Genomic DNA, 22,360 nt, shown 5'->3' on the forward strand with positions numbered 1-22,360 from the left:
ATTTTAATCCGAACTCCACGAATTAGAGTAAAAAACCTAGCTCACTTTTGGTTACATTACAAACGACTTGAGCAAAATACCTTTAAGTGGCCAGGGATTGAAGACGAGCAGCTTAGTTTGCGCATCACTTCGCAGCAACTCGATTGGCTCATCGCCGGTCTGCCGCTTATGCAACCTCATGCCCATCCAACGCTCTGTTATCACTATCACGACTTATAACCAGTGATCATAAGCAGGATTTATTGATCACCAATTAATCTAAATAAACACAAGCGGTTAGTGATGAATTGTCCGATAATAACCGCATGAAATTCGACCTTAAAAATCTCCCGGATGATCCGGCGTTACTGAAGAAAATTATTCTGCAACAGCAGAGTAAACTGCTGCATCTCGAAGAACTATTTCGGCTTGCCCAGCAAAAGCAGTTCGGCAAAAGTGCCGAGGGGTATCCTAGCCAAGCCGAACTGTTTAATGAGGCTGAAGTCGAAGTTGAAACACTTGAAGCTGAAGACGTAGCAAAGGTTAGCAAACCTCGTCGTAAAAAGCCGGTGCGCAAACCGCTCCCTGCCGAGTTACCCCGTGAAGTAGTTATCCATGATATTAGCGCAGCAGACAAAGTCTGCGACTGCTGTGGCAATGATTTGCATCAAATGGGAGAAGAAAAAAGCGAGAAACTCGAGTTTGTTCCTGCCCAAGTGAAAGTCATCGAACACGTTCGGCTTAAATACAGTTGTCGCGTTTGTGACAAACACAGTACAGAGGTGAAAATCAAAATCGCGCCGGTGCCAGCCAGTCCTATTCTCAAGGGTATTGCTACTGCGTCACTGCTGAGCCAAATCATCACCAGTAAGTACCAATATGGCTTGCCGCTATATCGCCAAGAGAGCCTGTTTCAGCAATATGGTATCGAGTTGAGTCGCAAAACCATGGCCGACTGGATTTTGAAATGCGGTGAACTGTTGCTCCCGCTTTACGATAAATTGTGTGAAATTTTGCTGCAACAAGCGGTTATCCAAGCGGATGAAACCACGGTCAATGTGCTCAAAGAAGACAAAGCGACCTGCTATATGTGGCTGTATGTCACTGGTACCGACACACCGAATAATCAAGGCATCCCCAATATCGTGTTATACGATTACCAGCCTAGTCGTGCCGGCCAATGTGCGGTTGATTTCCTTGACGGATTTAGTGGTTACCTGCAAGTCGATGGTTACGCCGGTTATGCTAAAACCGATGCCGAACTCGTGGGCTGCTGGGCCCATGCTCGTCGTAAGTTCACAGAGGCTGAAATCGCTCAGCCTAAAGGCAAAACGGGCAAGGCAAACTGGGCTCTGAACCATATCCAGAAAATCTACCGAATCGAAACCTTGAATAAAGACTCAAGCCCCGAGGTACGGCGCCAACAAAGGCAGCTGCACAGCCAACCCTTACTGGATGAGTTGCATCGTTGGCTGGAGAAATCACAACACCATGTGCCACCTAAAAGCAGCTTAGGGAAGGCAATAACCTACTGCCTAAATCAATGGCCCAATCTGAACCGCTATCTTGAGGATGGGCGACTGAATATCGACAATAATCGCGCAGAGCGAGCCATAAAGCCGTTCGTCATTGGCCGTAAAAATTGGCTATTTGCCAACACGGCCAATGGAGCAAAAGCCAGTGCCATACTGTACAGCATGATAGAAACTGCCAAGGCTAATGGGCTGATGCCTTTTGACTATCTCATGTACTGCCTAGAGCAGCTGTCACTCAAGCCAGAAAGCCTGGATCATTTGTTACCTTGGAATGCAAAACTAGGCTAGGTGCAGATCACCGGACGGATACGGTTCAACATTAAAACTGGCAAAGGTTGCCAATCATGGGTATGCAATTGACCAGTGGCCGAGGTGAATGTGTGAGATTTATAACTTCAATACTGAGCCTTTGAAAAGTATGGATTTAAACATTACTTAAGTGTTTTTCGATGAAGGTTCGAATGGGTTTTGGCATTCCAAAGTCATCTAAGCTGTTAAACGGAATCCACTGCTGTTGGGGATTATCTTCGCCTAACTTATCGATGAACCATACGTTTCCATCAAGTTTGTAATGTGAAAATGTATGCTTGAATGAACCTTGCAGTTTGACGAGGTCATCCATTTTCTCAGGTTCAATATCAATCTGGGGGAAACACCATAGAGCTCCCCAAATGCCATCATCAGCACGTTTCTCGAGTAACAACTTTCCACAGGATTCGATCCAGAGAAAATGCCCGGATTTGGTTGGGATCACTTTCTTAGGCTTGGGTGTTGGTAGCTCACTGACGCGATTGGTTTGGTATGCATTGCACGTAGTAGTAAATGGGCAAGCGTGACAATCCGGGGCTTTGGGCTTACATAGGGTCGCCCCCATATCAAGAAGACCTTGGGCAAATTGCCTGTTATTGATTATGGGGGTATAAGTTTCGGCTGTGTTCCAGAGTTGCTTATCAACAGCTGAAGTACCTGGCACCCCTTCGATCCCAAAATATCGGCAAAATAGACGTTTGACGTTGCCGTCTACGATGGGGCCAAATGTATTGAACGCAAATGATGCGATAGCCCCTGCGGTATACCGACCTACACCGGGAATTTCTTGTAAGGTTTTCAGATCAGAAGGAAACTCATTTCCCCATGTTTCATGGATATAAATTGCTGCTTTGCGTAAATTTCGAGCCCGCGAGTAGTAGCCTAAACCTTGCCAATGATTCATGACTTTGTCTTCTGTGGCGTTCGCAAGCGCTTCAATGGTCGGAAAACTAGCCATCCAACGTTCAAAGTAGGGGATGACGGTCATAACTTGTGTCTGCTGCAGCATCACTTCAGAAACAAGAACACGATACGGTGATGGGGTTTGTTGCCATGGAAGATCGTGTCGACCGTGTTGATGTTGCCAACTGAGTAAGAGTTTTTGAAATTGCTCTGGTGTGAGCGACTTAGTAGCCATTAATTTTAGTAATCCGATTGAGTTGATTTTTAGTGATAAATTAGAAAGTGAACCACATATTTAAAATTAGACGTAATTAAGTTTAAAAAACAACTAGCTATCTTTGAGTACCACTATTCGGTCGTGATTCATTGTAAAACCCATACTCTATATGGGGTTTTATCTTGCTGCCAAGGGAGGGTTTTACGACCGTGATTGTCGTACCAAGAGATGATACGTGTAGCAAAGGAGGCTGTAGATTTCATCGGCGCAGTGTAGCGGCAGATGTCCTCTTAGACAAGCTCCAAAGATAAGTCGGCAAGGGATATCAAACCGAAAATCACCGCTAAATTCGCACTCTTAAATAATCTTGGTATACTTCCGCCCCATTAGTGCTTGCACTGTATGTTGAACTTTGGATAATGCCCTTCTTTTTATGATGGTGCTGTCCACTAGACGAGGCAAAAATGAGCGAAGTCACTACCGCTGAATTTAATGAAGAAGGCAAGTATCTGCGTAAGATCAGAAGCTTTGTCCTAAGAGAAGGTCGCTTAACTAAAGGCCAAGCGCAAGCTATTGAAAGTCAGTGGCCGACAATGGGCTTAGATTACAAGCCAACGCCATTAGTACTTAGCGACGTTTTTGGTCGTGAAGCCGATACTGTGCTGGAAATAGGTTTTGGTATGGGCGCCTCTTTAGTGCAAATGGCTAAAGACGCACCAGAGCAAAATTTCATCGGGATTGAAGTGCATAAACCGGGTGTCGGTTCTTGCCTAAGTGATGCAGCCATTGCTGGTGTGACTAATTTACGTGTGTATCACCACGATGCCATGGAAGTATTAGAGCATGCGATTGCCGATGGTTCACTTGCGCGAGTGCAATTATTCTTCCCCGATCCTTGGCATAAGAAGCGTCACCATAAGCGCCGTATAGTGCAAGCTGAATTTGCCGAACTTATTCGTCGCAAGCTCAAAATTGGCGGCGTGTTCCATATGGCGACCGACTGGGAAGAATATAGCGAACATATGTTGGAAGTGATGCAAGCGGCACCTGGTTATAAAAACCAATCTGTAGATGGCACTGTTGTGCCACGTCCAGATCACCGTCCACTGACAAAATTTGAAGCCCGCGGTCATAGACTCGGCCATGGTGTATGGGATCTAATGTTTGAGCGTATCGCTTAAGCTTTAATCCTCAATGATTATCTAATTTTCAAACACAAAAGGGAAAATCACTATGGCAACGAATCGTAGCCGTCGTTTACGTAAAAAAATGCGCGTCGATGAATTCCAAGAGTTAGGTTTTGATATCACTTGGACTTTTGATGCATCCGTATCTGAAGCCGATATCGATGCAACGGTAGATAAATTTATCGATGAAGTGATCGAGACCCGCAAGTTAGGTTTCCACGGCGGTGGTCATATCGAATGGGAAGGCATTATCGCCACTCAAACCATTGGTAAATGTACCGAAGAAGATATCGCCGCAGTTAAGGCATTTTGGGCTGAACAAAAACTGACTCAGCTTGAAGTTAGCGAATTGTACGATATTTGGTGGAGTTAATGCCCGAGTTGGCATTATTAGAGGAAGTGGTCGAGAAAGTTCGGCCCTTGCTCGGCCAAGGAAAGGTAGCAAATTATATCCCCGCACTGGCGAGCGTTAATGCAAATAAACTCGCTATTGCCGTCACCACTGTTGACGGTGAAACCTCAGGTGCGGGCGATTACCTTGAGCCGTTTTCGATTCAAAGTATCTCCAAAGTTTTCAGTTTAACCTTAGCGTTAACTTTATATGAAGAAGCCGAAATTTGGAGCCGTGTTGGAAAAGAACCTTCGGGACATTCATTCAACTCTTTAGTACAAGTCGAGTTAGAACGTGGCAAGCCGCGTAACCCTTTTATCAATGCGGGTGCGTTAGTTATTGCTGACTTATTGCAGAACCGTTTAGGCGCACCTAAACACAGAATGCTAGAGTTAGTCAGACATCTAAGCCAAAACGATAAAGTGTGTTTCGACAAACAAGTAGCAGAGTCTGAATATCAACACAGCGCACGCAATGCGGCGATTGCTTATTTGATGAAGTCATTCGGCAATTTTCAAGGTGATGTGGATACAGTACTGCGCACCTATTTCCATTACTGCGCTCTAAAAATGAGTTGTGCTGACTTATCTAAGGCTATGTTGTATTTGGCTAATCGGGGTAAGACCATCACAGGCTCTAAGTTGATTTCTCCGGTTCAAACTAGACAACTTAATGCGCTATTAGCGACTTCTGGCTTGTACGATGGCGCAGGAGATTTTGCCTATCGTGTCGGCATGCCGGGTAAAAGTGGTGTCGGTGGTGGCATTATTGCTGTCATCCCTGGCGAGTTGTCGATTTGTGTTTGGTCACCGGAGCTTGATGAGAATGGCAACTCACTTGCGGGTACTGCTATGCTTGAGCATTTAAGTCAGCGTCTTGGACGCTCTATTTTCTAGCTTCCCTCGTTTTTATTAGCGCTATTAAGCTAAAACTAGCGAATTTCGCCATGTTAGTATTAGCGCTAACTTCTCTAAATCCATCATAATCAATGCGTTAAAAAGTTGGCGTATATCCTGCTTCAGCTATTTAGTGGTGTAGGTCTATCGAATTTCTCAGATTAAAGGACTATTAAAAAATGAAAATAAATAAGCTATTGGCTGGATGTGCGTTATCTGGAGTTATTCTAGGATTATCAGGCTTACCGTTAGCGCAAGCGCAAACAGAGCTTAAAGTCGATGAACGCTGCGATGTGTCTTTAAATTATGACGTTAAGGTCGAGCCTAAAAAATTAGTCATGAGTGAGAAGGGGACTGAGAAGTACCGTATCGAAGTTGATAAATTATATGTTGAAGGCAAACAAGTTGATTTAACCGATAAGCAGAAAAAGTTAGTCACTCAATATGCCGAGGAAGTGTCGACTCAAGTGCCTGAAGTGATCGAACTCATCAATGAGTCAGTATCCCTCGCATCAAAAGCTGTAGGCATGGCGTTAACCCCATTAATGGGTGATGCGGCTGGAACTAAATTTGATCAAATGATGGTTGGCGTACAAAAGCGGGTAGATACAATTGCTTACAAGCAAGGTGATAGTTTTTATTTAGCAGCCACAGAAGAATCAATGCAAAACACTTTTAATGATGAGTTTTCCCAAGAAATGGAACAAATTGTTCAAAATTCTATTGGTACTATTATGATGACACTCGGTAGTCAAATAATGTCGGCTGATGGGGATTCATTTGAAACTAAGATGGATGCGCTTTCTAAAAAAATGGACAACTTAGGCCAAGATATTGAGCAACAAATTCAAAGTGAATCTAAAGGACTGGAAGCTAGGGCTGATCGTTTGTGCGATCGATTTGAAAATCTGTTAGTGCTTGAAAATCAACTACGCCAAGAAGTACCAGAATTAGCGCCTTATGCGTTGACGCAAAATTCTGCCCGTCAACTGCGTCAATAAAGCATTTATCTCCTTTGTTACTCAATTGGCATTCTGGCCCTAATACGGTAAGCGTATTAGGGCCTTTTTATTTGATACTCGCGAGCAGAGGGATTTAACTTGAGTTGACTTGATAACTTGCGGCGATTTAGTTTGGAATGTTACATTCTCAAGGCTAATGTTTGATATACTCCTAAAATATAATGAAAAGCTGGCAATTCAGTCAGATATAACACTCTACTTCAGCGGGCTTTTTCGGTCAAAATCTCTGCAATAAATGCTTTTGCTATGAGATATCAATGCAATTATGAGCATTTTGTTGTGTTTGTGCTGTGCTTTTGCATTATACCGAAAGTTAATATCATTGTCGTAAACTGCTTAAGGCGACTTTCCATGTTAGAACTGTTAGAACCTATTGCGATTTTTACTCATGTGGCCAGAGCTGGTAGTTTTAGTGCCGCCGCAAGAAGGCTTGGGATCTCTAAGTCTAAGGTCAGTACGCAGGTCGCCGATCTTGAACATAGACTCGGAGTTCAATTAATACAACGTACTACCCGAAGCTTAAGTCTGACTGAAGCTGGGCATTTATTGTATCTGCAAGGGGAAGAATTACTCCGTGATGCAGAGCAAGCGATTGCTAGTGTACATAATTTAAATGATGCGACCCGCGGCGTTCTTAAGGTTGGTATTTCACAGTCTTTTGGTGCAATGCATATTATTCCCGCGTTGCCGTCATTTATGGCAAAGCACCCTGAGCTAGAACTGCAAGTCAGTTTACTCGATCATAAAGTTGATGTGGTAAGCGAAGGTTTAGATTTACTCCTTACTATGTCTGAACAGTTACCATTAGGTATGGTAGCCAGACCTTTGATGAAATGTCAGTTCCTGTTGGTTGCATCTCCTGATTATATTGCTAAGCACGGTGAGCCAACTCGTCCAGAGCAATTGGTTGACCATAACTGTTTGGTTTATCAAGGTGAGTGGCATGAGCACAGTATGTGGCAATTTAAGAAAGGGGATGATTACTGTGAAATTGGTGTGTCGGGTAATTTTAGAGTCGATAATGCTCCAGCATTAAAATCTGCTGCTATTAGTGGTCTGGGCGTTGTGTATTTGGCAAGTTATTTGATGGAAGATGAGATTACTAAGGGAACGCTTGTTCCTTTACTAAAGGATTGGCAATTAACTCACCATTTACCACTGCAAGCTGTCTATCCTCGTCGCAAACATCTCGCACCTAAGGTGAGTGCCTTCATTGAATTTATTAAAGATCATATAGGGAATCCACCATATTGGGATATTCCCTATGCGGAACTTTTTAGTGAACGTCAGTAAAAACGGAAACATTGTTCTGAAAATCAGTTATATTGGTTTTAAGTTAAGTTGAAATATTATATTTTTATTACTTATCAAATAGTTGTGCTTTTGTTTTTAATGTATTTGAGTTCGATTTTTTAGATAATTCTAAAGTGGTAAGTTGAAAGCACCTTGAACTCTGTTCTTATCTGAATACAATGGGAACAGATGATACGGAATGACCTGAGTCCTATACTTTTATTGGAAATGACCCCTTTCGATTTTGGTATACAGGTTGGCAGAAGTGCAATTCTGGATCACCGCCAACAGAGGTTTGCGAACTAAAACAATGTTGGCTTTTAAAACCATCATCCTAGTTTTTGGTTTACCTCAGCCTTATCGCTGAGGTAATTTTTTATTGGTGGTTTACGCTTGGGGCACCAGTTTTATCTCTCTGTACCCTAAAGTCACAACTGAATATTAGGCTTGAACACTAGGCTTAACCATATCAAATATAGTGAATAACAGTGAGATGGGTTCTGTTACTTATTTGGTAATAGATCCAATAAAATAGCCACTTATAGTGGCTTTTTTATTGGCTATTTTTAACTTAGTCCGCTAGGTCTGCAAATAGCCGCAAGCGCTATGGATGGCATGAATACTATTAATGCAGGAGCAATTAATGGTCCTCCTAAAATGCGTTACCATGCCGTCAACATCAGTCGCTGAACCCTGCATCTTCAGGTTGTTTGGGTATATATGAAGCACTTTGAATGTGCTTCATATGTTAACGTCAAACTTTATTTATGCTGATAATCCATTGATCAACTTGTTCTTCAAGTACATCCAACGGTAGTGCCCCGTTTGCGAGCACTAAGGTGTGAAAATCCCTAATATCAAACTTGCTGCCGAGTTGTTGTTCGGCTTTATGCCTTAGTTCCAGTAATTTGATCATACCAACTTTATAGGCTGTGGCTTGCGATGGCATAACGATATGGCGCTCGACCATTTTTACTGCATCTGATTTGGCATTGGGTGTGTTGTCAACATAGAAGGCAATACCCTGTTCGCGGGTCCATTGCTTGGCATGGATACCAGTATCTACGACTAAACGACATGCTCGCCATAATTCCATTGCTAAGCGACCAAAATCAGAATAAGGATCTGCATAGAGCCCCATTTCTTTTGGAAAGGACTCGCTGTATAAACCCCAACCTTCAATATAAGCGGTATAGCCACCAAATTTACGGAATTTAGGGATGTCCTTGAGTTCTTGAGCAATAGCAATTTGCATATGATGCCCAGGAATACCCTCATGGTAGGCGAGAGCCTCCACTTGGTATTTGGGCATGGCTTTCATATCATACAGATTGGCGTAATAACTGCCTGGTCGAGAACCATCGGGAGCGGGTTGTTCATAAAAGGCTTTGCCAGCTGATTTTTCTCTGAACGCTTCCACTTGCTTAACGACCATTGCAGCCTTAGGTTTTACCTTAAATACTTCATCTAAACGTGACTGAATAGTATCTATAAGTTTTGTTGCATCAGCGAGATAAGCCGTTTTACCTTCAGTTGTATTAGGATAGTAAAACTGGGGATCGTCGCGCATAAACCCAAAAAACTCCTGTAAAGAGCCCTTATAATGCACTTTTTGCATAATGGTACGCATTTCATCATGGATACGTGCCACTTCAGCAATACCGAGTTCGTGGATTTGATCTGCGGTCATATTTGTTGTCGTAGTACGAGCTAATGCATTGTTATAAAATGTGGCACCGTTAGGGAGTTTCCAAACGCCATCTCGAGTATCAGCTTGAGCTGCTAAGGTTTTTATATAATTTATCAGTTGGTTATAAGCTGGCTCTATGTTATCTATCAGGGCTTTTTCTGCCCCTGCTATTAGTGTCTTTTTCTCTTTATCTTGAATATCTAAGGCATTTACTTTCCGACGAAAATCAGCCAGAAGGACACTGTCGTCACCCCTGTTAAATGGTGCGCCTTTGATGATGTTTTGACTATCGGATATCACGTAACTAAATACAAATTTTGGGGCTATGATGTTTTTCTCTGCTCTAAGCTCAAGTGCTTTTTGTAATTGACTTAGGCGCTTAGGTACACCATTTAAGCGACTAATATAGGCTTTGGCATCGTTGATGTTATTAATTTGGTGCTGGTTAATTAAGAATGATGCGATCATTGAATGGCCGCCGCGCATTTGATTTACTGGATAATTATGATAGCGCCATTGATAGTCATCGATGTCGTTTTGCAGGTTTTGTTTTAGTAGCTTCAGACTTAGCTGTGTTTGTGGATCTAACTTCGCTGCATCGAGTTGATTAACCTCCGCAAGCTGCTTTTTCGTGCGAGCTAATTCTATGGCATCGGCCTCATCGCCAATATCATCCCATTTATCATAATCCTGTTTGATCCCCATATAAGTTTGGGCAATGGGGCTTGCCATAATGTTCTCCATAAAAATAGCTTCAAAGAGAGCATTGGCTTTTTCGGATTCTGTTTGAGTTGTGGATTGTGTCGGTTCACTGGCATTTAGATGTGCCATTGCTGCTGGCGCAGCTTGTACCGATAAAGCCATTGCAGTCGATAGTGCTAGGGCGACTAAGCTAATTTTAAGATTTAGCTTTTGGGATCTTTCCGTATTTGTTGTCGTTGTTATTGGCATGATTTGGCTTCCCTAGGGTTAGATTATCTAATTCTAAAGAAGCCAAGCAAAAATGTGTGGATATTAATGTTAGAAAATGTGTTAGTCGTAAAAGCATTAACTTAGGTGATTAACAGTTAAGCATTTGAAATACAGTAATTTTAACTTTGACTGCTAGCAGAATTGTGTCAGCAAATCGTTTACAAACATATGACCTTTATGGGTTAATTGCCAATATTCCACCGATTCGGTGAGTAAACCACGCTGTTTGGCTTTTTCCATTCCTTCGCTCAATGTTTCTCGATGTAAACCTGTCCGCTGTTCAAATTCTTGCTTAGGAATAGGCGTCATTAAACGCAGACGATTCATTAAATATTCGAGCGCTCTATCCTCCTCGGCAACTTCAGTCAGTTCGACAGTGTATTGGTTTGAACTCAAATAGCCTTTAGGGTGTTTAATTTTTACCGTGCGGATAATGCGATTTTGTTCTGGTAATGTCACTTTGCCGTGGGCGCCGCAGCCGATACCTAAGTAATCCCCAAATTGCCAATAGTTGAGATTGTGCCTGCATTGGTACCCTGGTTTGGCATAGGCTGAGATTTCATATTGCTCATAACCTAATGCAGCAAGCCTTTGTTGACCTTGCTCATAGATATGCCACAGCGCTTCGTCATCGGGGAGTTGCGGCGGTTTTGAGTGGAATAGGGTGTTGGGCTCAATCGTTAGCTGATACCAAGATAAATGGGGTGGATTAAGTGCCGCTGCAGTTTCTATATCAAGCATGGCTTCATCGAAGCTTTGGTTGGGTAATCCATGCATTAAATCGAGGTTAAAACTTAAGTATCCTGCTTGGCTGGCTTTTTGAGCCGCGACTTGGGCCTCATTTTGATCGTGAATACGCCCGAGTAAGTTGAGCTTATCCTTGGAGAAACTCTGTACGCCGATAGATAAACGGGTTACGCCAGCTGCACGATAGGCACTAAAGTCATCGTGCTCTAAGGTGCCAGGGTTGGCCTCCATTGTGATTTCAATATCTTTACTGAAAGGAATAAGATCATTTGCGCCATCGAGTATGCGCTTGATTTGTTTAGCATCGAATAATGATGGTGTGCCACCACCGATAAAAATCGTATGGATTTGTCGACCTTGGACTAAAGGCAGATCTTGACGTAAATCTTCCAGCAGGGCATCTACATAGGCCTCTTGTGGTAGCTCGCCATTTTGTCCGTGGGAGTTAAAGTCGCAATAGGGGCACTTTTGCACACACCAAGGAATATGGATATATAAACTCAATGGCGGTAATACGAGCGTTGGGGGTTGCATGGCACTCGATGACATTATTGCGTATTCCCGCCAGTCAAAATGCCCTGTGCTTTCATTGCTGCTAGAAGTTGAGTTAGGGCTTTGCCGCGGTGACTTAAGGCATTCTTTTCATCACTGCTCATTTCTGCTGCGCTGCAAGTATGCTGCTCAGGTATAAAAATGGGATCATAACCATGGCCATTTTCGCCTGTTTGTTCGAAGCCTATTTGGCCTTCCCAAGATGCTTGGCAAATGATTGGAGTAGGATCTTTGGCGTGGCGCATATACACCAATACACACTGGAATCTTGCACTGCGCGGCGCAGGATTGTCTTTAAGGGTCTCTAATAACTTCAATACATTATCTTGATCTTTGGCATTTTCACCCGCGTAGCGCGCAGAATAGATACCAGGAGCGCCTTGGAGTAAATCCACTTCTAATCCCGAATCGTCCGCAATGGCTGCAAGTCCAGAAATTTGGGCGGCATGCCTTGCTTTGATAATGGCGTTTTCCACAAAAGTGGTACCGGTTTCTGCCACTTCAGTGACATTAAATTGGTTCTGTGGCAGTACTTTTACACCATAAGCGGCAAGCATTTGCTCAAATTCAGCGAGTTTACCTTTGTTGCCACTGGCAAGGATGATGTGTTGCATGAAATACCTATATCGTCGGGCTATGTTGCTGTGGCAATGATACCCAAGCCGATAACTAAAGGACAGTGAAAGGAGGGGACTATGCCGTTTACATCGTCCTAGATTGGCTTGGGATTAATCGACGTAAAACTTTTGCTTAAATTGCAAGTTAGTATTGAGCTTGTTACCGTGCTTTATGGCGATATTGAAGTTTATTTCTTGATTGTCGCGGTAAGGCACTTGAGCGATATAGTAAATGGCATTGCCTTCACGGATCTCTTTAAATTTTAAATCAATTCTGGCATCGAGTAGGTTATTAGCAACGCCCGTAATTTCAACTGGGACTGCCGGTGAACCTGTTTCGCTCACGTCCAATACGGCAATATTGATAATACCTGTGTAACTGCTGCGCTCAATTCCGTAGGCTTTAGCTATGTTCGGCGTTAAAAACGTGCTGCCTAATGCCATGTAATGAATATCGAAATTACCAACAGTCTCTTTTTGCTCGGCGTTAGCAACGCCGCACAGACTTGCTGTTAAGGCTAGCATGGCGAGGAGTTGACGAAGCATAACTGGATTCCTTCATATTAGGGTTCTTAAATGTAGGCCGTAAGACCTCATGTTTATTAAGGCATTTGCTGAGTGAATGGATATTAAGGCTTATTCTAAAAGTTCACTCACCTCAGGTGGAATAAGCTTGGGAGCCACGATTCGGATCTGTTTATGACGCCCAAGCTCACCTTTGATGATATACACATCACTCTTTGGCACTTTAAATGTCTTAGCTAAATATTTACTTAAATGTGCATTTGCTTTGCCATCCACCGGTGGGGCAGTAATAGCAACTTTGAGCTCATCACCGTGAAGCCCGACTATCTGATCTCGGCTTGCCTTTGGCTGAATATACACATTAAGCAGCAAGTTGCCTTGCTGCTGGACGACTGCACTCATTAAATGACGGCCCAATAGGGGATATATTGAGCGAGTAACATGTTAATGAAGTTCATACCAATAATAACCAACATTACCGATAAATCTAAACCACCTATAGGCGGAATAATGCGGCGCACGGGTGCAAGCAAGGGTTCAGTTAACTGATCCATCACCATCACAATCGGGTTATAACCTTGGTTAAACCAACTTAAAATGGCACGAATGATGAGCATCCAAAACAGCAGTACGCCCGCTTTTTTGACCACTGACACTAAGGCAAAAACAAGGAATAAGACGGCGTCGATGCCTCCGCCAGCGATAAGACTAATCAGCAGTACTTTTGTCATGACCACAATCAGGGCGAGCACAAAAGAAGCTGTATCAAAGCGTCCCATTGAGGGAATTACTCGGCGCATAGGAGCGATAAGTGGCTGAGTGGCTTTAACAATAAACTGGCTAAAAGGGTTATAAAAATCGGCTTTAGCCAGTTGTAGCCAAATCCGTAGTATCACTACCATTAAATACAGATCAAATAGTGTACTAATTAAAAAGGTCAATGCATTCATCGAGATTTCTGCCTATGTGTGTTCGATAAAGAAACGCGTTAGTAAATATTAAAATGTTTTTGCCATTTCTTCTGCACGACTAATACAGTTTTCCATGGCTTTTTTAACTAAGCCGCGCATATCTGCAGCTTCAAATGTCGCAATCGCTTGGGCTGTCGTGCCGCCCTTAGATGTCACATTTTCCCTTAGCTGGCCTAGGCCAAGTTGAGGATTCTGTTTTGCCATCATAGCAGCGCCGAGCGCCGCTTGCTGCACTAACGCTCTGGCTTTGTCCTCATCCATGCCCAGTTGTTTACCCGCATCTACCATAGATTCCATTAATAGGAAGAAATAAGCCGGTGAGCTGCCTGATAGTGCGATCACTTGATCTAATTCTGGTTCTTCATTTACCCAAACGATTTCGCCGCCGCTTGACATCAAACGATCGCAAATGGCTTTTTGCTCAGTAGAAATTGCCTGAGGCGCATAGAGCCCTGTCATACCTACACCTATTTGCATCGGTGTATTTGGCATAGCACGGATAAGCGTAATGTTTTGCGCTAAATAGTCGGTATAACGCTGCGCTTTAATTCCTGCAGCGATGGTGATGACTAACTTTTTCGACATATCGATAGCTTGTAATGCTTCACATACTTGCTGCATGAGCTGCGGTTTCACTGATAGCACTATCACATCGGCATTTTGGGCAGCGGATAAGTTGTCCTGAGAAACTAGCACTCCAAAATCGGTTTGCAGCGCATCAAGCTTACCCAAGCTAGGATTGGTCGCTTGGATGAGTTGAGCAGGATAGCTGCTACGAATTAAACCGCTAATGATGCTGCGGGTCATATTGCCTGCACCGATAAAGCAGATTTTCTGTTGTTCCATGTGATCCCCGTTAGTTAATTAACCGTTTAGTCATAATTTACCGTGCTCGTTTTAAGCTGTAACGGTTTTGAGATTAAACGATAGAGCCTAAATTGGGGCTCTCGTTATGCAATTATTGATACAGTATTTGGGCATTAGGTTGTAAAAACAAGACCAAAGCTGAGTTGATGAAGCTAAATCTTACTCAGAGTAGTGACGTTCACCAAAAATGGCACTGCCAATTCGTACCATAGTTGAGCCACATGCAATCGCGATATCAAGGTCATTACTCATTCCCATAGACAGGGTATCAACATCGGCATAATGCTGTTTCAACTCGTCGAATAGTCGCTTTAGTTTACTAAATTCTTGAAGTTGTACAGTTGGATTATCTGTTGCTGCCGGGATAGCCATCAGTCCCCTCAGTTTTAAATTAGGCTGCTGTGAGATCAATTTTGCTAATGGCATCATTTGGTTGGCATCTATACCTGATTTTGTATCTTCGTCACTAATATTGATTTGAATACAAACATTTAGAGGTGCCATGGATGTTGGGCGTTGCTCGTTTAGACGAAGGGCGATTTTGTCCCGTGATACTGTGTGCATCCAGTCAAAATGTTGAGCAACAATATTGGTCTTATTTGATTGAAGTGGGCCGATAAAATGCCATTCGATATCCGGATAGTCGTTGCTTAGTTCGATGATTTTCGCTGCACCCTCTTGAACATAGTTTTCACCAAAGCAACGTTGTCCAGCATGGTAGGCTGCGACTATATCTTCAACGGGTTTAGTCTTACTCACTGCAAGAAGACGGATATTGTGAGCTTGGCGAGCACATTTTTGCGCCGCTTGGGCGATCCTACACTGGGCGATTGCGAGTCTGTCTGCTATTGTTGTCATGATGTAATTATCTGGTTGCAAGGATATCCCAAACGATGGAAATCACTGAGTTATTAGCTTTTAGTGTAAAACACAAAGCCTCGGATCTACACCTCTCTGCAGGGATATCTCCCATGATCCGTGTTGACGGTGAAGTGAGAAAAATTAACCTGCCAGCGCTCGATCATCGGGGCGTACACAGCTTAGTGTACGATATTATGAATGATAAACAGCGCAAGGACTTTGAAGAACATTTAGAAATTGACTTTTCTTTTGAAGTGCCCAATTTAGCCCGGTTCCGTGTAAATGCATTTAACCAATCCCGTGGTGCCGCCGCAGTATTTCGTACCATTCCCAGTGATATATTGTCACTTGAACAATTGGGTGCGCCAGAGATATTTAAAAAAATTGCCAGCTATCCGCGTGGTTTAGTACTAGTGACAGGACCCACTGGTTCGGGTAAGAGTACCACACTTGCTGCCATGGTGGATTACATCAATGAAAACCGCCATGATCATATCTTAACCATTGAAGACCCTATTGAATTTGTTCATCCCAGTAAACAATGTTTGATTAACCAAAGGGAAGTTCATCGGAATACTCACAGTTTTAACGCTGCCCTCAGGAGCGCCTTGCGTGAGGATCCTGACGTAATTCTAGTGGGTGAGATGCGTGATCTTGAAACCATACGTCTGGCGATGACCGCAGCTGAAACTGGCCATTTAGTGTTTGGTACTTTGCATACAACCTCCGCAGCCAAAACAATAGACCGTGTGGTGGATGTATTCCCCGCAGGGGAGAAAGACATGGTACGAACTATGTTATCTGAATCATTACAAGCGGTTATTTCACAGACACTTATCAAAAAAATTGGTGGTGGCCGCGTGGCTGCGCACGAAATTATGATGGGCACGCCCGCAATTCGTAACTTGATCCGTGAGGACAAAGTCGCGCAAATGTACTCCGCCATTCAAACGGGTATGGCCCATGGAATGCAGACTCTGGAGCAATGTTTGCAAAATTTAGTCAACCGCGGCCTGATCACCCGTGAAGACGCAATGTCGAAAAGCTCAAATAAACAAGCCACATTTTAAGGATTTATGATGGATGTACATCCGTTTTTAAAAGCCATTGTTGAGCGTAAAGCCTCTGATTTGTTTATTACCGCAGGCTTTCCACCCAGTGCGAAAATTGATGGCGAGTTACGTCCCCTCGCCGAGAGTGCATTTACGCCTGCGCAGTCTTTAGATTTTGTAGAATCTTTGATGACCGAAGCGCAAAAACAGGAGTTTCATACCACCCGTGAATGTAATTTTGCCTTTGCGGCAAAGGATCTCGGTCGTTTCCGTGTCAGTGCTTTTTGGCAAAGGGAATCACCGGGATGTGTTATGCGTCGGATTGAGACCAAAATTCCCGAAGTCGATGACTTAAAGTTACCCCCTATTTTAAAAGATCTGGTGATGAGCAAACGTGGGCTTATCATTATGGTCGGTGGCACAGGTACGGGTAAGTCAACCTCATTAGCAGCATTGGTTGGGTATCGAAATGCCCATGCCCGTGGTCATATATTGACGATTGAAGATCCAGTTGAGTTTGTTCACGATCATAGAAAAAGCATTATCACCCAACGTGAAGTAGGTATAGATACTGAGTCATTCGATGCTGCATTAAAAAGCTCCCTTCGTCAGGCGCCCGATGTGATCTTAATCGGTGAAATTCGTACCCAAGAGACGATGGAATTTGCGCTTTCGTTTGCTGAAACAGGTCATCTTTGTATGGCAACCTTACATGCAAATAATGCTAACCAAGCACTCGATCGGATTATGCACTTAGTGCCAGAGAGTAAACACCAGCAGTTACTATTCGATTTATCATTGAATTTACGTGGTATTGTGGCGCAGCAATTGATCCCCAAAGTCGATGGCACGGGGCGCCGTGCCGCAATTGAAGTGCTTATTAATACACCTAGGGTTGCGAGTTTAATTGCAAAAAATGAACTGCATTTACTCAAGGAAACAATGGCAAAATCGAATGAACAAGGAATGCAGACATTCGATCAAGCTCTGCTGAAATTATATGTTGATGGCGAAATTAGTTACGCCGATGCCTTACATCATGCTGACTCACCAAACGATTTACGCTTGATGATTAAATTGCAAAACAAAGAGCCTACCGGTTCAAGCTTTATGGAAGGCGTGACCCTAGATATGGATTAAGGCAGTTGATTTAATTTAATTGGCGGCTCTGATGAGCCGATTGTTAGTGAGTGCTTACCATGAGGCTAATCCTAGCTTTTATTTTTTAATTCAATATGATCTTTATCTCGGGCATTTACGTAATGCCAGATAAAGGAGAAAACGATGAATAAATTCACCCTAGTGTTAGCAGCGACAGCAAGCATCATCAGTGCGGGAGCCATGGCCGCCACTTGCCCAAGTTATCTCGATCTGGAAGTACGTAAATTACATTCAGAGGATAAAATTAATCTGTGTGAGTTGACTCAAGGTAAACCCGTGTTGATCGTCAATACTGCCAGTAACTGTGGTTATACCTCACAGTTTAAATCCCTAGAAGCCATTAATAAGGAATATAAAGACAAAGGATTAGTCGTGATAGGTTTTCCATCGGATGATTTTTTCCAAGAAGAAAATGATGAGAAAGACACGGCTAAGGTATGCTACATCAATTACGGTGTGACCTTCACCATGTTGGCTACGTCTCCGGTCCGTGGAAATGATGCAAACAGTGTATTTAAATACTTAGCCGAAAAAACGGGTTCGCCAAAGTGGAATTTCTATAAGTATGTTGTCAGCGGTGATGGCACAGTCGTACAGCAGTTCAATTCAAAAGTGAAACCCGATAGCGCTGAACTTAAACAGGCTATTGAATCGGTTCTTTAACTTTAATCTCAATACGTTAAATTATTTAAGAGGCTGTTTTGGCTAAATTTTCAGGGTTATCTAAAGAAATTGGACATGCAAAGCGCGGCAAGGTTGGTGTGCTGTTATTAAACCTAGGTACACCAGATGCCCCAACAGCATCTGCAGTAAGACGTTATCTGGCTGAGTTTTTATCCGATCCTCGAGTGGTAGAAATCCCTAAATTAATTTGGATGTTAATTCTGCATGGAATTATCTTGCGAGTTCGTCCGGCTAAATCTGCGGCTCTATACGAAAAAGTATGGACCCAAGCGGGTTCACCTTTAATGGATATCAGTTTGCGCCAAACTGCAAAACTTACGGATAAGCTAGCATCCGAGGGATTAGATGTGTCTGTGCATTTGGCCATGCGTTATGGAAATCCTTCGGTTGCCAACACATTGCAAAATATGCACAAGCAAGGGATTGATAAGATTATTGTATTGCCATTGTATCCCCAATATGCGGCACCGACGACGGGCTCTGCTTTTGATGCGATAGCAAAAGAGTTATCCCAATGGCGTTATATTCCATCACTTCATTTTATTAATACCTATCATGATCATCCTGATTTTATTGAGGCTTTGGCTGGGTCAATTCGAGCCGATTTTGAAAGCCATGGTAAGCCTCAAAAATTGGTGTTGTCATACCATGGTATGCCGGAGAGGAATCTGCATTTAGGTGATCCCTATTATTGCTTTTGTGCAAAGACCACGCGGTTAGTCACCGAAAAGCTTGGATTAAGTCAGGATGAATTTGTGATGACTTTCCAGTCGCGTTTTGGCAAAGCTAAGTGGTTACAACCCTATACCGATGCCACAATGCAAGCATTACCCAATGCGGGTGTTCGTGATGTTGCTATTGTGTGTCCGGCATTTAGTGCCGATTGCCTCGAAACATTAGAAGAAATTGTTGGTGAAAATGGACATATTTTTGCCGAGGCGGGAGGGAATAAGTTCCGTTATATTCCCGCACTTAACGATGATGATGCACACATTACTATGATGGCAAATCTTGTCAGGCCTTATCTATAACCTGACATAATTCAGACCCACGAAAATAAAAAGGATAAGGCAACTTATCCTTTTCTTTACATTAGATCTAACGACCAAATTGATTCTCGAAATAGCTTTCGATGATAAGCACTGCAGAAACCGCATCTACTTGACCTTTCGTTAAGGCTTTAAAACCACCTAACTCAAACAATCTTGCTTTGGCATCTGTCGTCGTTAATCTTTCATCTTGAGTCACGATTTTTACTCCAAATTTAGCATTGATCCTATTGGCAAACTTACGGGCTCTGTGGGTCATGTCCTGCTCAGTACCATCCATATTAAGGGGTAAGCCAACAACAACGAGATCTGGCTGCCACTCTTTAATGAGATCCCCAATTTGATCCCAATTAGGAATGCCGTCTACAGCCTTAAGTGACTGCAGTGGGGTTGCACTTGCGGTAATCTCTTGCCCAATGGCAACACCGATACTTTTTGTACCAAAATCAAAGCCTAAAACAGTTTTAGAATTCATAGTATGACTAACTTATGGTGATTATTTAGGCTTAAGCGTGGCCAGCTTGTGCTGATACTTGCCAAGCGTCGAATCCAAGTGAACGACTCGCCTGTGGCCAGCGGTCCTCGTGTTTTACATCGAATAGCAGGGCGTGAGTGGCCGGTATAGTCAGCCAAGAATTTTCAGCGAGCTCTTGTTCTAGCTGATGTTTGCTCCAGCCAGCATAACCAAGTGACACGAGGAACTTCTCTGGGGATCTTTTACTCCCAATCGCAGTTAATACGTCGCGAGAAGTTGTCAGCATTAGCCCTGAACCCAGATCTGTACTATTTGCCCAATAGGGTTGGGAGGTATGGAGCACAAATCCGCGATCCTGTGAAACTGGACCTCCCATTAATACTTGAGCGTTAACTGCAAGATCGGCCAAAACCTGCTCTGCAGGTAAATCCATTTGTTCTAAGAGTGAGTTGACTTCAATACCTAACGGTTTGTTGATCACAATGCCCATTGCACCCTTATCATCATGCTCACATAAATAAATGACTGAGCGCTCAAAAAATGTATCGTCTAGTGAAGGCATTGCGATTAAAAAATGGTTTTGTAAACTCTCCATTAAAAACTCCGTTCAGGCCAATAAGCATTAATCTACAGGGCGAACTCAAAGCCTTAGTTTTGAGATCATTCACTTAAAATGACTAACGCACTGCTTATCTCAATAAGTACTGTTAACCACCAGCTAACTTCACTTTGTAGTTTTGCTTTTCGAGTAACAATTTTAATTGTTCTCGATTGTCAGTTTGTATTTCGATAGTGAAATCCTTAACTGTACCGCCACAACCACATTGTTTTTTAAGGGTTTGAGCAAGGGCTTTTAGTGCCGTTTCATCTAACCCTAACCCTGAAATAATTGATACGCCTTTGCCTTTGCGCCCCTTACTATCTCGGTGGATCCGCACAATACCATCTGATTCAGGTATTGCTTTGGCGGTTGACTCTGGGCTAATACGGCCTTTATCGGTACTGTACACTAAGGACACGTTAGGATCTGCTTTCATAAGTAATTTTCATTGGGATGTCAGTGACGTTATGCGACGGTAGTTTATCAAATTCGTTGGAGTTCGGGGAGGTAAAAAAAGACCACTTAAAGATTGACTGTAAGTGGTCTGGAGAAAATGCTAACTCTTTGCAGGGAGGTAAGCATATTTTTGAAAGTTAGAACCTTTAAAAGCGCTGAGCTACCATCACGATCAATGCTATTGCTGTAAGTAGAGCACAAGGCATGATATATCGGTGCAACTTAGGCAGTGCAATTAAACAGGCGGTTGATACAAATCCGAAAGCCGCTACAGTAGCGTAATTGGCGCCATTTGTGATGGCGTCGATAACTAACCAACTGAGTACAATTATCGGTAATATCAATAAACTAAAAGGCAAATGACGTTTAAGTTTTGTACTGTTGACTTCAGCGGGCGCTTTTTGTGGTGCGATGAAAAATATCGCTGATGCAACAATAAATGCGCTAATAAACCAGTACATATCACTTACTCCCTCTTTTCTTTAATTGATAATCATTATCATCTGTGATTTTATTGAAGTCAAGCTCAATGAGCTACCGCTTTTCCATCAATTGAGTTGTAGAACACTGAATAGCTCTGTAAGCTAAATTCATATCTCTGATACTTGTCTTTGTTCAGTTTGAACATTTGAGGAAAATAAGATGAAAAACATAATTGTTGGTTTAGCCGTACTGGCATTGAGTGCTTGTAGCTCACTGAAGTCTGGCTGGGACTATGATCCTAGTGTGAGTTTTACTCAATATAAAACCTATGCTTGGGTTGCTCAAAAAAATGAGGAGTCAGGATATCATTTGGATGGTTTGATGGATCAACGAGTCAGAGACGCCGTAAATGCTCAATTAGCTGCTAAGGGAATGAACTTAGTCGATGCAAAAGAGGCTGATGTGTTGGTAAATTATCTCACTAAAATCGATAAGAAGATTAATGTCGATACCTTTAACACTAACTTTGGTTATCATCCCTACTATGGCCCAGGCTGGGGATGGGGTGGCAATATGCAAACTCAAACTACAGTCAGAGAGTATGAAGTGGGTACATTAATAATTGATTTAATAGATAATAAAACAACCAAGCTTGTTTGGCGTGGTTCTGTCGCTGATACTATCCGTGATAAAAATACCCCTGTAGAAAGAGTACAGATTATCAATAAAGCTGTAGGTAGCGTAATGGCTAATTACCCGCCTAAATCAGATATTAAGTAGTTATTAGACGCTACAAATAAAGATTAAGCGACCTACCTGTAGGTCGCTTTTTTTTGGCTTTCTTTATGTAGTTAGTATATTAAAATACATTTTTATGCGGTTATTTACAAACTTGCCAAGTTCTCTTTATTTATACTTATTAAAA

25 protein-coding genes are annotated in these 22,360 nt (G+C 42.8%); 12 read left to right on the plus strand and 13 right to left on the minus strand.

What is annotated here, in order from left to right; genetic code table 11:
• Positions 1-21: 21 nt before the first annotated feature.
• Both tnpB and tnpC read left to right on the plus strand, forming a co-directional pair.
• Positions 22-219: an IS66 family insertion sequence element accessory protein TnpB gene (gene tnpB, locus L2744_RS21725; RefSeq protein ID WP_376711941.1), complete on the plus strand. Its 198-nt coding sequence runs from the start codon at positions 22-24 to the stop codon at positions 217-219.
• Positions 220-305: 86 nt separating this feature from the next.
• Positions 306-1,802 carry an IS66 family transposase gene (tnpC, locus tag L2744_RS09050; protein WP_248991657.1) on the plus strand — a complete coding sequence of 499 codons (1,497 nt, stop codon included), beginning with the start codon at positions 306-308 and terminating at the stop codon, positions 1,800-1,802.
• 136 nt (positions 1,803-1,938) lie between these two features.
• On the opposite strand, the gene mutY is transcribed toward tnpC, so the two are convergent.
• Entirely contained in the window at positions 1,939-2,961 is a 1,023-nt protein-coding gene (gene mutY / locus L2744_RS09055; RefSeq protein ID WP_248991599.1) for an A/G-specific adenine glycosylase, read from the minus strand.
• 446 nt (positions 2,962-3,407) lie between these two features.
• Here mutY and trmB point away from each other — a divergent pair, with 446 nt between their 5' ends.
• The 5 genes from trmB to L2744_RS09085 all read left to right on the plus strand — a co-directional run bounded on the left by trmB (position 3,408) and on the right by L2744_RS09085 (position 7,732).
• Entirely contained in the window at positions 3,408-4,124 is a 717-nt protein-coding gene (gene trmB / locus L2744_RS09065; protein WP_248991600.1) for a tRNA (guanosine(46)-N7)-methyltransferase TrmB, read from the plus strand.
• A 52-nt stretch (positions 4,125-4,176) separates the two neighbouring features.
• Positions 4,177-4,503: a YggL family protein gene (locus L2744_RS09070; protein ID WP_248991601.1), complete on the plus strand. Its 327-nt coding sequence runs from the start codon at positions 4,177-4,179 to the stop codon at positions 4,501-4,503.
• Positions 4,503-5,417, plus strand: a complete 915-nt coding sequence (gene glsB, locus L2744_RS09075) for a glutaminase B (protein ID WP_248991602.1) — start codon at positions 4,503-4,505, stop codon at positions 5,415-5,417. The genes L2744_RS09070 and glsB overlap by 1 nt, the downstream gene beginning before the upstream one ends.
• Positions 5,418-5,596: 179 nt before the next feature.
• Entirely contained in the window at positions 5,597-6,418 is an 822-nt protein-coding gene (locus L2744_RS09080; RefSeq protein WP_248991603.1) for a YggN family protein, read from the plus strand.
• A gap of 372 nt (positions 6,419-6,790) precedes the next feature.
• Positions 6,791-7,732, plus strand: a complete 942-nt coding sequence (locus L2744_RS09085) for a LysR family transcriptional regulator (protein ID WP_248991604.1) — start codon at positions 6,791-6,793, stop codon at positions 7,730-7,732.
• A gap of 754 nt (positions 7,733-8,486) precedes the next feature.
• On the opposite strand, the gene L2744_RS09090 is transcribed toward L2744_RS09085, so the two are convergent.
• From L2744_RS09090 to L2744_RS09125, 8 genes are all read right to left on the minus strand, one after another.
• Entirely contained in the window at positions 8,487-10,373 is a 1,887-nt protein-coding gene (locus tag L2744_RS09090) for a DUF885 domain-containing protein (protein WP_248991605.1), read from the minus strand.
• A 153-nt stretch (positions 10,374-10,526) separates the two neighbouring features.
• Positions 10,527-11,690 carry a radical SAM family heme chaperone HemW gene (gene hemW, locus L2744_RS09095; protein WP_248991606.1) on the minus strand — a complete coding sequence of 388 codons (1,164 nt, stop codon included), beginning with the start codon at positions 11,688-11,690 and terminating at the stop codon, positions 10,527-10,529.
• Positions 11,690-12,307 (minus strand): RdgB/HAM1 family non-canonical purine NTP pyrophosphatase, encoded by a 618-nt coding sequence (gene rdgB / locus L2744_RS09100; protein ID WP_248991607.1) that lies wholly within the window; start codon positions 12,305-12,307, stop codon positions 11,690-11,692. Before rdgB ends, hemW begins: the two co-directional genes overlap by 1 nt.
• 114 nt (positions 12,308-12,421) lie before the next feature.
• On the minus strand, positions 12,422-12,856 hold the full coding sequence (locus L2744_RS09105; RefSeq protein ID WP_248991608.1) for a DUF4426 domain-containing protein: 435 nt from the start codon (positions 12,854-12,856) through the stop codon (positions 12,422-12,424).
• A 90-nt stretch (positions 12,857-12,946) separates the two neighbouring features.
• Positions 12,947-13,237 carry a DUF167 family protein YggU gene (yggU, locus tag L2744_RS09110; RefSeq protein WP_248991609.1) on the minus strand — a complete coding sequence of 97 codons (291 nt, stop codon included), beginning with the start codon at positions 13,235-13,237 and terminating at the stop codon, positions 12,947-12,949.
• Positions 13,237-13,785 carry a YggT family protein gene (locus L2744_RS09115; protein WP_248991610.1) on the minus strand — a complete coding sequence of 183 codons (549 nt, stop codon included), beginning with the start codon at positions 13,783-13,785 and terminating at the stop codon, positions 13,237-13,239. The genes yggU and L2744_RS09115 overlap by 1 nt, the downstream gene beginning before the upstream one ends.
• A gap of 48 nt (positions 13,786-13,833) precedes the next feature.
• Positions 13,834-14,652, minus strand: coding sequence for a pyrroline-5-carboxylate reductase (gene proC / locus L2744_RS09120; RefSeq protein ID WP_248991611.1), 819 nt, complete (start codon positions 14,650-14,652; stop codon positions 13,834-13,836).
• Positions 14,653-14,832: 180 nt separating this feature from the next.
• Complete coding sequence (locus L2744_RS09125) at positions 14,833-15,531, minus strand: YggS family pyridoxal phosphate-dependent enzyme (RefSeq protein ID WP_248991612.1); 699 nt, start codon at positions 15,529-15,531, stop codon at positions 14,833-14,835.
• Positions 15,532-15,566: 35 nt separating this feature from the next.
• Here L2744_RS09125 and L2744_RS09130 point away from each other — a divergent pair, with 35 nt between their 5' ends.
• From L2744_RS09130 to hemH, 4 genes are all read left to right on the plus strand, one after another.
• Complete coding sequence (locus tag L2744_RS09130) at positions 15,567-16,604, plus strand: type IV pilus twitching motility protein PilT (RefSeq protein ID WP_248991613.1); 1,038 nt, start codon at positions 15,567-15,569, stop codon at positions 16,602-16,604.
• Between the two features lie 9 nt (positions 16,605-16,613).
• Positions 16,614-17,726 carry a PilT/PilU family type 4a pilus ATPase gene (locus L2744_RS09135; protein WP_248991658.1) on the plus strand — a complete coding sequence of 371 codons (1,113 nt, stop codon included), beginning with the start codon at positions 16,614-16,616 and terminating at the stop codon, positions 17,724-17,726.
• 144 nt (positions 17,727-17,870) lie between these two features.
• Positions 17,871-18,410: a glutathione peroxidase gene (locus tag L2744_RS09140; protein ID WP_248991614.1), complete on the plus strand. Its 540-nt coding sequence runs from the start codon at positions 17,871-17,873 to the stop codon at positions 18,408-18,410.
• 38 nt (positions 18,411-18,448) lie between these two features.
• Entirely contained in the window at positions 18,449-19,462 is a 1,014-nt protein-coding gene (gene hemH / locus L2744_RS09145) for a ferrochelatase (protein WP_248991615.1), read from the plus strand.
• Positions 19,463-19,529: 67 nt separating this feature from the next.
• Here the strand turns inward: hemH and ruvX are convergent, their stop codons facing one another.
• The 4 genes from ruvX to L2744_RS09165 all read right to left on the minus strand — a co-directional run bounded on the left by ruvX (position 19,530) and on the right by L2744_RS09165 (position 21,473).
• Complete coding sequence (gene ruvX, locus L2744_RS09150) at positions 19,530-19,955, minus strand: Holliday junction resolvase RuvX (protein ID WP_248991616.1); 426 nt, start codon at positions 19,953-19,955, stop codon at positions 19,530-19,532.
• Between the two features lie 31 nt (positions 19,956-19,986).
• Positions 19,987-20,550: a YqgE/AlgH family protein gene (locus L2744_RS09155; RefSeq protein ID WP_248991617.1), complete on the minus strand. Its 564-nt coding sequence runs from the start codon at positions 20,548-20,550 to the stop codon at positions 19,987-19,989.
• Positions 20,551-20,662: 112 nt separating this feature from the next.
• Complete coding sequence (gene yciH / locus L2744_RS09160) at positions 20,663-20,992, minus strand: stress response translation initiation inhibitor YciH (RefSeq protein ID WP_248991618.1); 330 nt, start codon at positions 20,990-20,992, stop codon at positions 20,663-20,665.
• Positions 20,993-21,158: 166 nt separating this feature from the next.
• Positions 21,159-21,473: a hypothetical protein gene (locus L2744_RS09165; protein ID WP_248991619.1), complete on the minus strand. Its 315-nt coding sequence runs from the start codon at positions 21,471-21,473 to the stop codon at positions 21,159-21,161.
• 181 nt (positions 21,474-21,654) lie between these two features.
• Between L2744_RS09165 and L2744_RS09170 the strand changes: the two genes are divergently transcribed.
• Positions 21,655-22,215, plus strand: a complete 561-nt coding sequence (locus tag L2744_RS09170) for a DUF4136 domain-containing protein (RefSeq protein ID WP_248991620.1) — start codon at positions 21,655-21,657, stop codon at positions 22,213-22,215.
• Positions 22,216-22,360: the final 145 nt, after the last annotated feature.

The sequence above is a fragment of the Shewanella profunda genome (assembly GCF_023283765.1).
Lineage (GTDB): Bacteria > Pseudomonadota > Gammaproteobacteria > Enterobacterales > Shewanellaceae > Shewanella > Shewanella profunda.

Excerpts from the sequence above, each read along its gene's own strand:
- L2744_RS09090 (WP_248991605.1), bottom strand. The coding sequence starts at position 10,373 with ATGCCAATAACAACGACAACAAATACGGAAAGATCCCAAAAGCTAAAT.
- glsB (WP_248991602.1), top strand. The coding sequence starts at position 4,503 with ATGCCCGAGTTGGCATTATTAGAGGAAGTGGTCGAGAAAGTTCGGCCC.
- L2744_RS09070 (WP_248991601.1), top strand. The coding sequence starts at position 4,177 with ATGGCAACGAATCGTAGCCGTCGTTTACGTAAAAAAATGCGCGTCGAT.
- yggU (WP_248991609.1), bottom strand. The coding sequence starts at position 13,237 with ATGAGTGCAGTCGTCCAGCAGCAAGGCAACTTGCTGCTTAATGTGTAT.
- hemW (WP_248991606.1), bottom strand. The coding sequence starts at position 11,690 with ATGTCATCGAGTGCCATGCAACCCCCAACGCTCGTATTACCGCCATTG.
- L2744_RS09140 (WP_248991614.1), top strand. The coding sequence starts at position 17,871 with ATGAATAAATTCACCCTAGTGTTAGCAGCGACAGCAAGCATCATCAGT.
- L2744_RS09105 (WP_248991608.1), bottom strand. The coding sequence starts at position 12,856 with ATGCTTCGTCAACTCCTCGCCATGCTAGCCTTAACAGCAAGTCTGTGC.
- L2744_RS09155 (WP_248991617.1), bottom strand. The coding sequence starts at position 20,550 with ATGGAGAGTTTACAAAACCATTTTTTAATCGCAATGCCTTCACTAGAC.
- L2744_RS09085 (WP_248991604.1), top strand. The coding sequence starts at position 6,791 with ATGTTAGAACTGTTAGAACCTATTGCGATTTTTACTCATGTGGCCAGA.
- rdgB (WP_248991607.1), bottom strand. The coding sequence starts at position 12,307 with ATGCAACACATCATCCTTGCCAGTGGCAACAAAGGTAAACTCGCTGAA.
- L2744_RS09135 (WP_248991658.1), top strand. The coding sequence starts at position 16,614 with ATGGATGTACATCCGTTTTTAAAAGCCATTGTTGAGCGTAAAGCCTCT.
- trmB (WP_248991600.1), top strand. The coding sequence starts at position 3,408 with ATGAGCGAAGTCACTACCGCTGAATTTAATGAAGAAGGCAAGTATCTG.
- L2744_RS09130 (WP_248991613.1), top strand. The coding sequence starts at position 15,567 with ATGGAAATCACTGAGTTATTAGCTTTTAGTGTAAAACACAAAGCCTCG.
- L2744_RS09115 (WP_248991610.1), bottom strand. The coding sequence starts at position 13,785 with ATGAATGCATTGACCTTTTTAATTAGTACACTATTTGATCTGTATTTA.
- mutY (WP_248991599.1), bottom strand. The coding sequence starts at position 2,961 with ATGGCTACTAAGTCGCTCACACCAGAGCAATTTCAAAAACTCTTACTC.
- ruvX (WP_248991616.1), bottom strand. The coding sequence starts at position 19,955 with ATGAATTCTAAAACTGTTTTAGGCTTTGATTTTGGTACAAAAAGTATC.
- proC (WP_248991611.1), bottom strand. The coding sequence starts at position 14,652 with ATGGAACAACAGAAAATCTGCTTTATCGGTGCAGGCAATATGACCCGC.
- L2744_RS09170 (WP_248991620.1), top strand. The coding sequence starts at position 21,655 with ATGAAAAACATAATTGTTGGTTTAGCCGTACTGGCATTGAGTGCTTGT.
- L2744_RS09165 (WP_248991619.1), bottom strand. The coding sequence starts at position 21,473 with ATGTACTGGTTTATTAGCGCATTTATTGTTGCATCAGCGATATTTTTC.
- L2744_RS09125 (WP_248991612.1), bottom strand. The coding sequence starts at position 15,531 with ATGACAACAATAGCAGACAGACTCGCAATCGCCCAGTGTAGGATCGCC.
- L2744_RS09080 (WP_248991603.1), top strand. The coding sequence starts at position 5,597 with ATGAAAATAAATAAGCTATTGGCTGGATGTGCGTTATCTGGAGTTATT.
- tnpC (WP_248991657.1), top strand. The coding sequence starts at position 306 with ATGAAATTCGACCTTAAAAATCTCCCGGATGATCCGGCGTTACTGAAG.
- yciH (WP_248991618.1), bottom strand. The coding sequence starts at position 20,992 with ATGAAAGCAGATCCTAACGTGTCCTTAGTGTACAGTACCGATAAAGGC.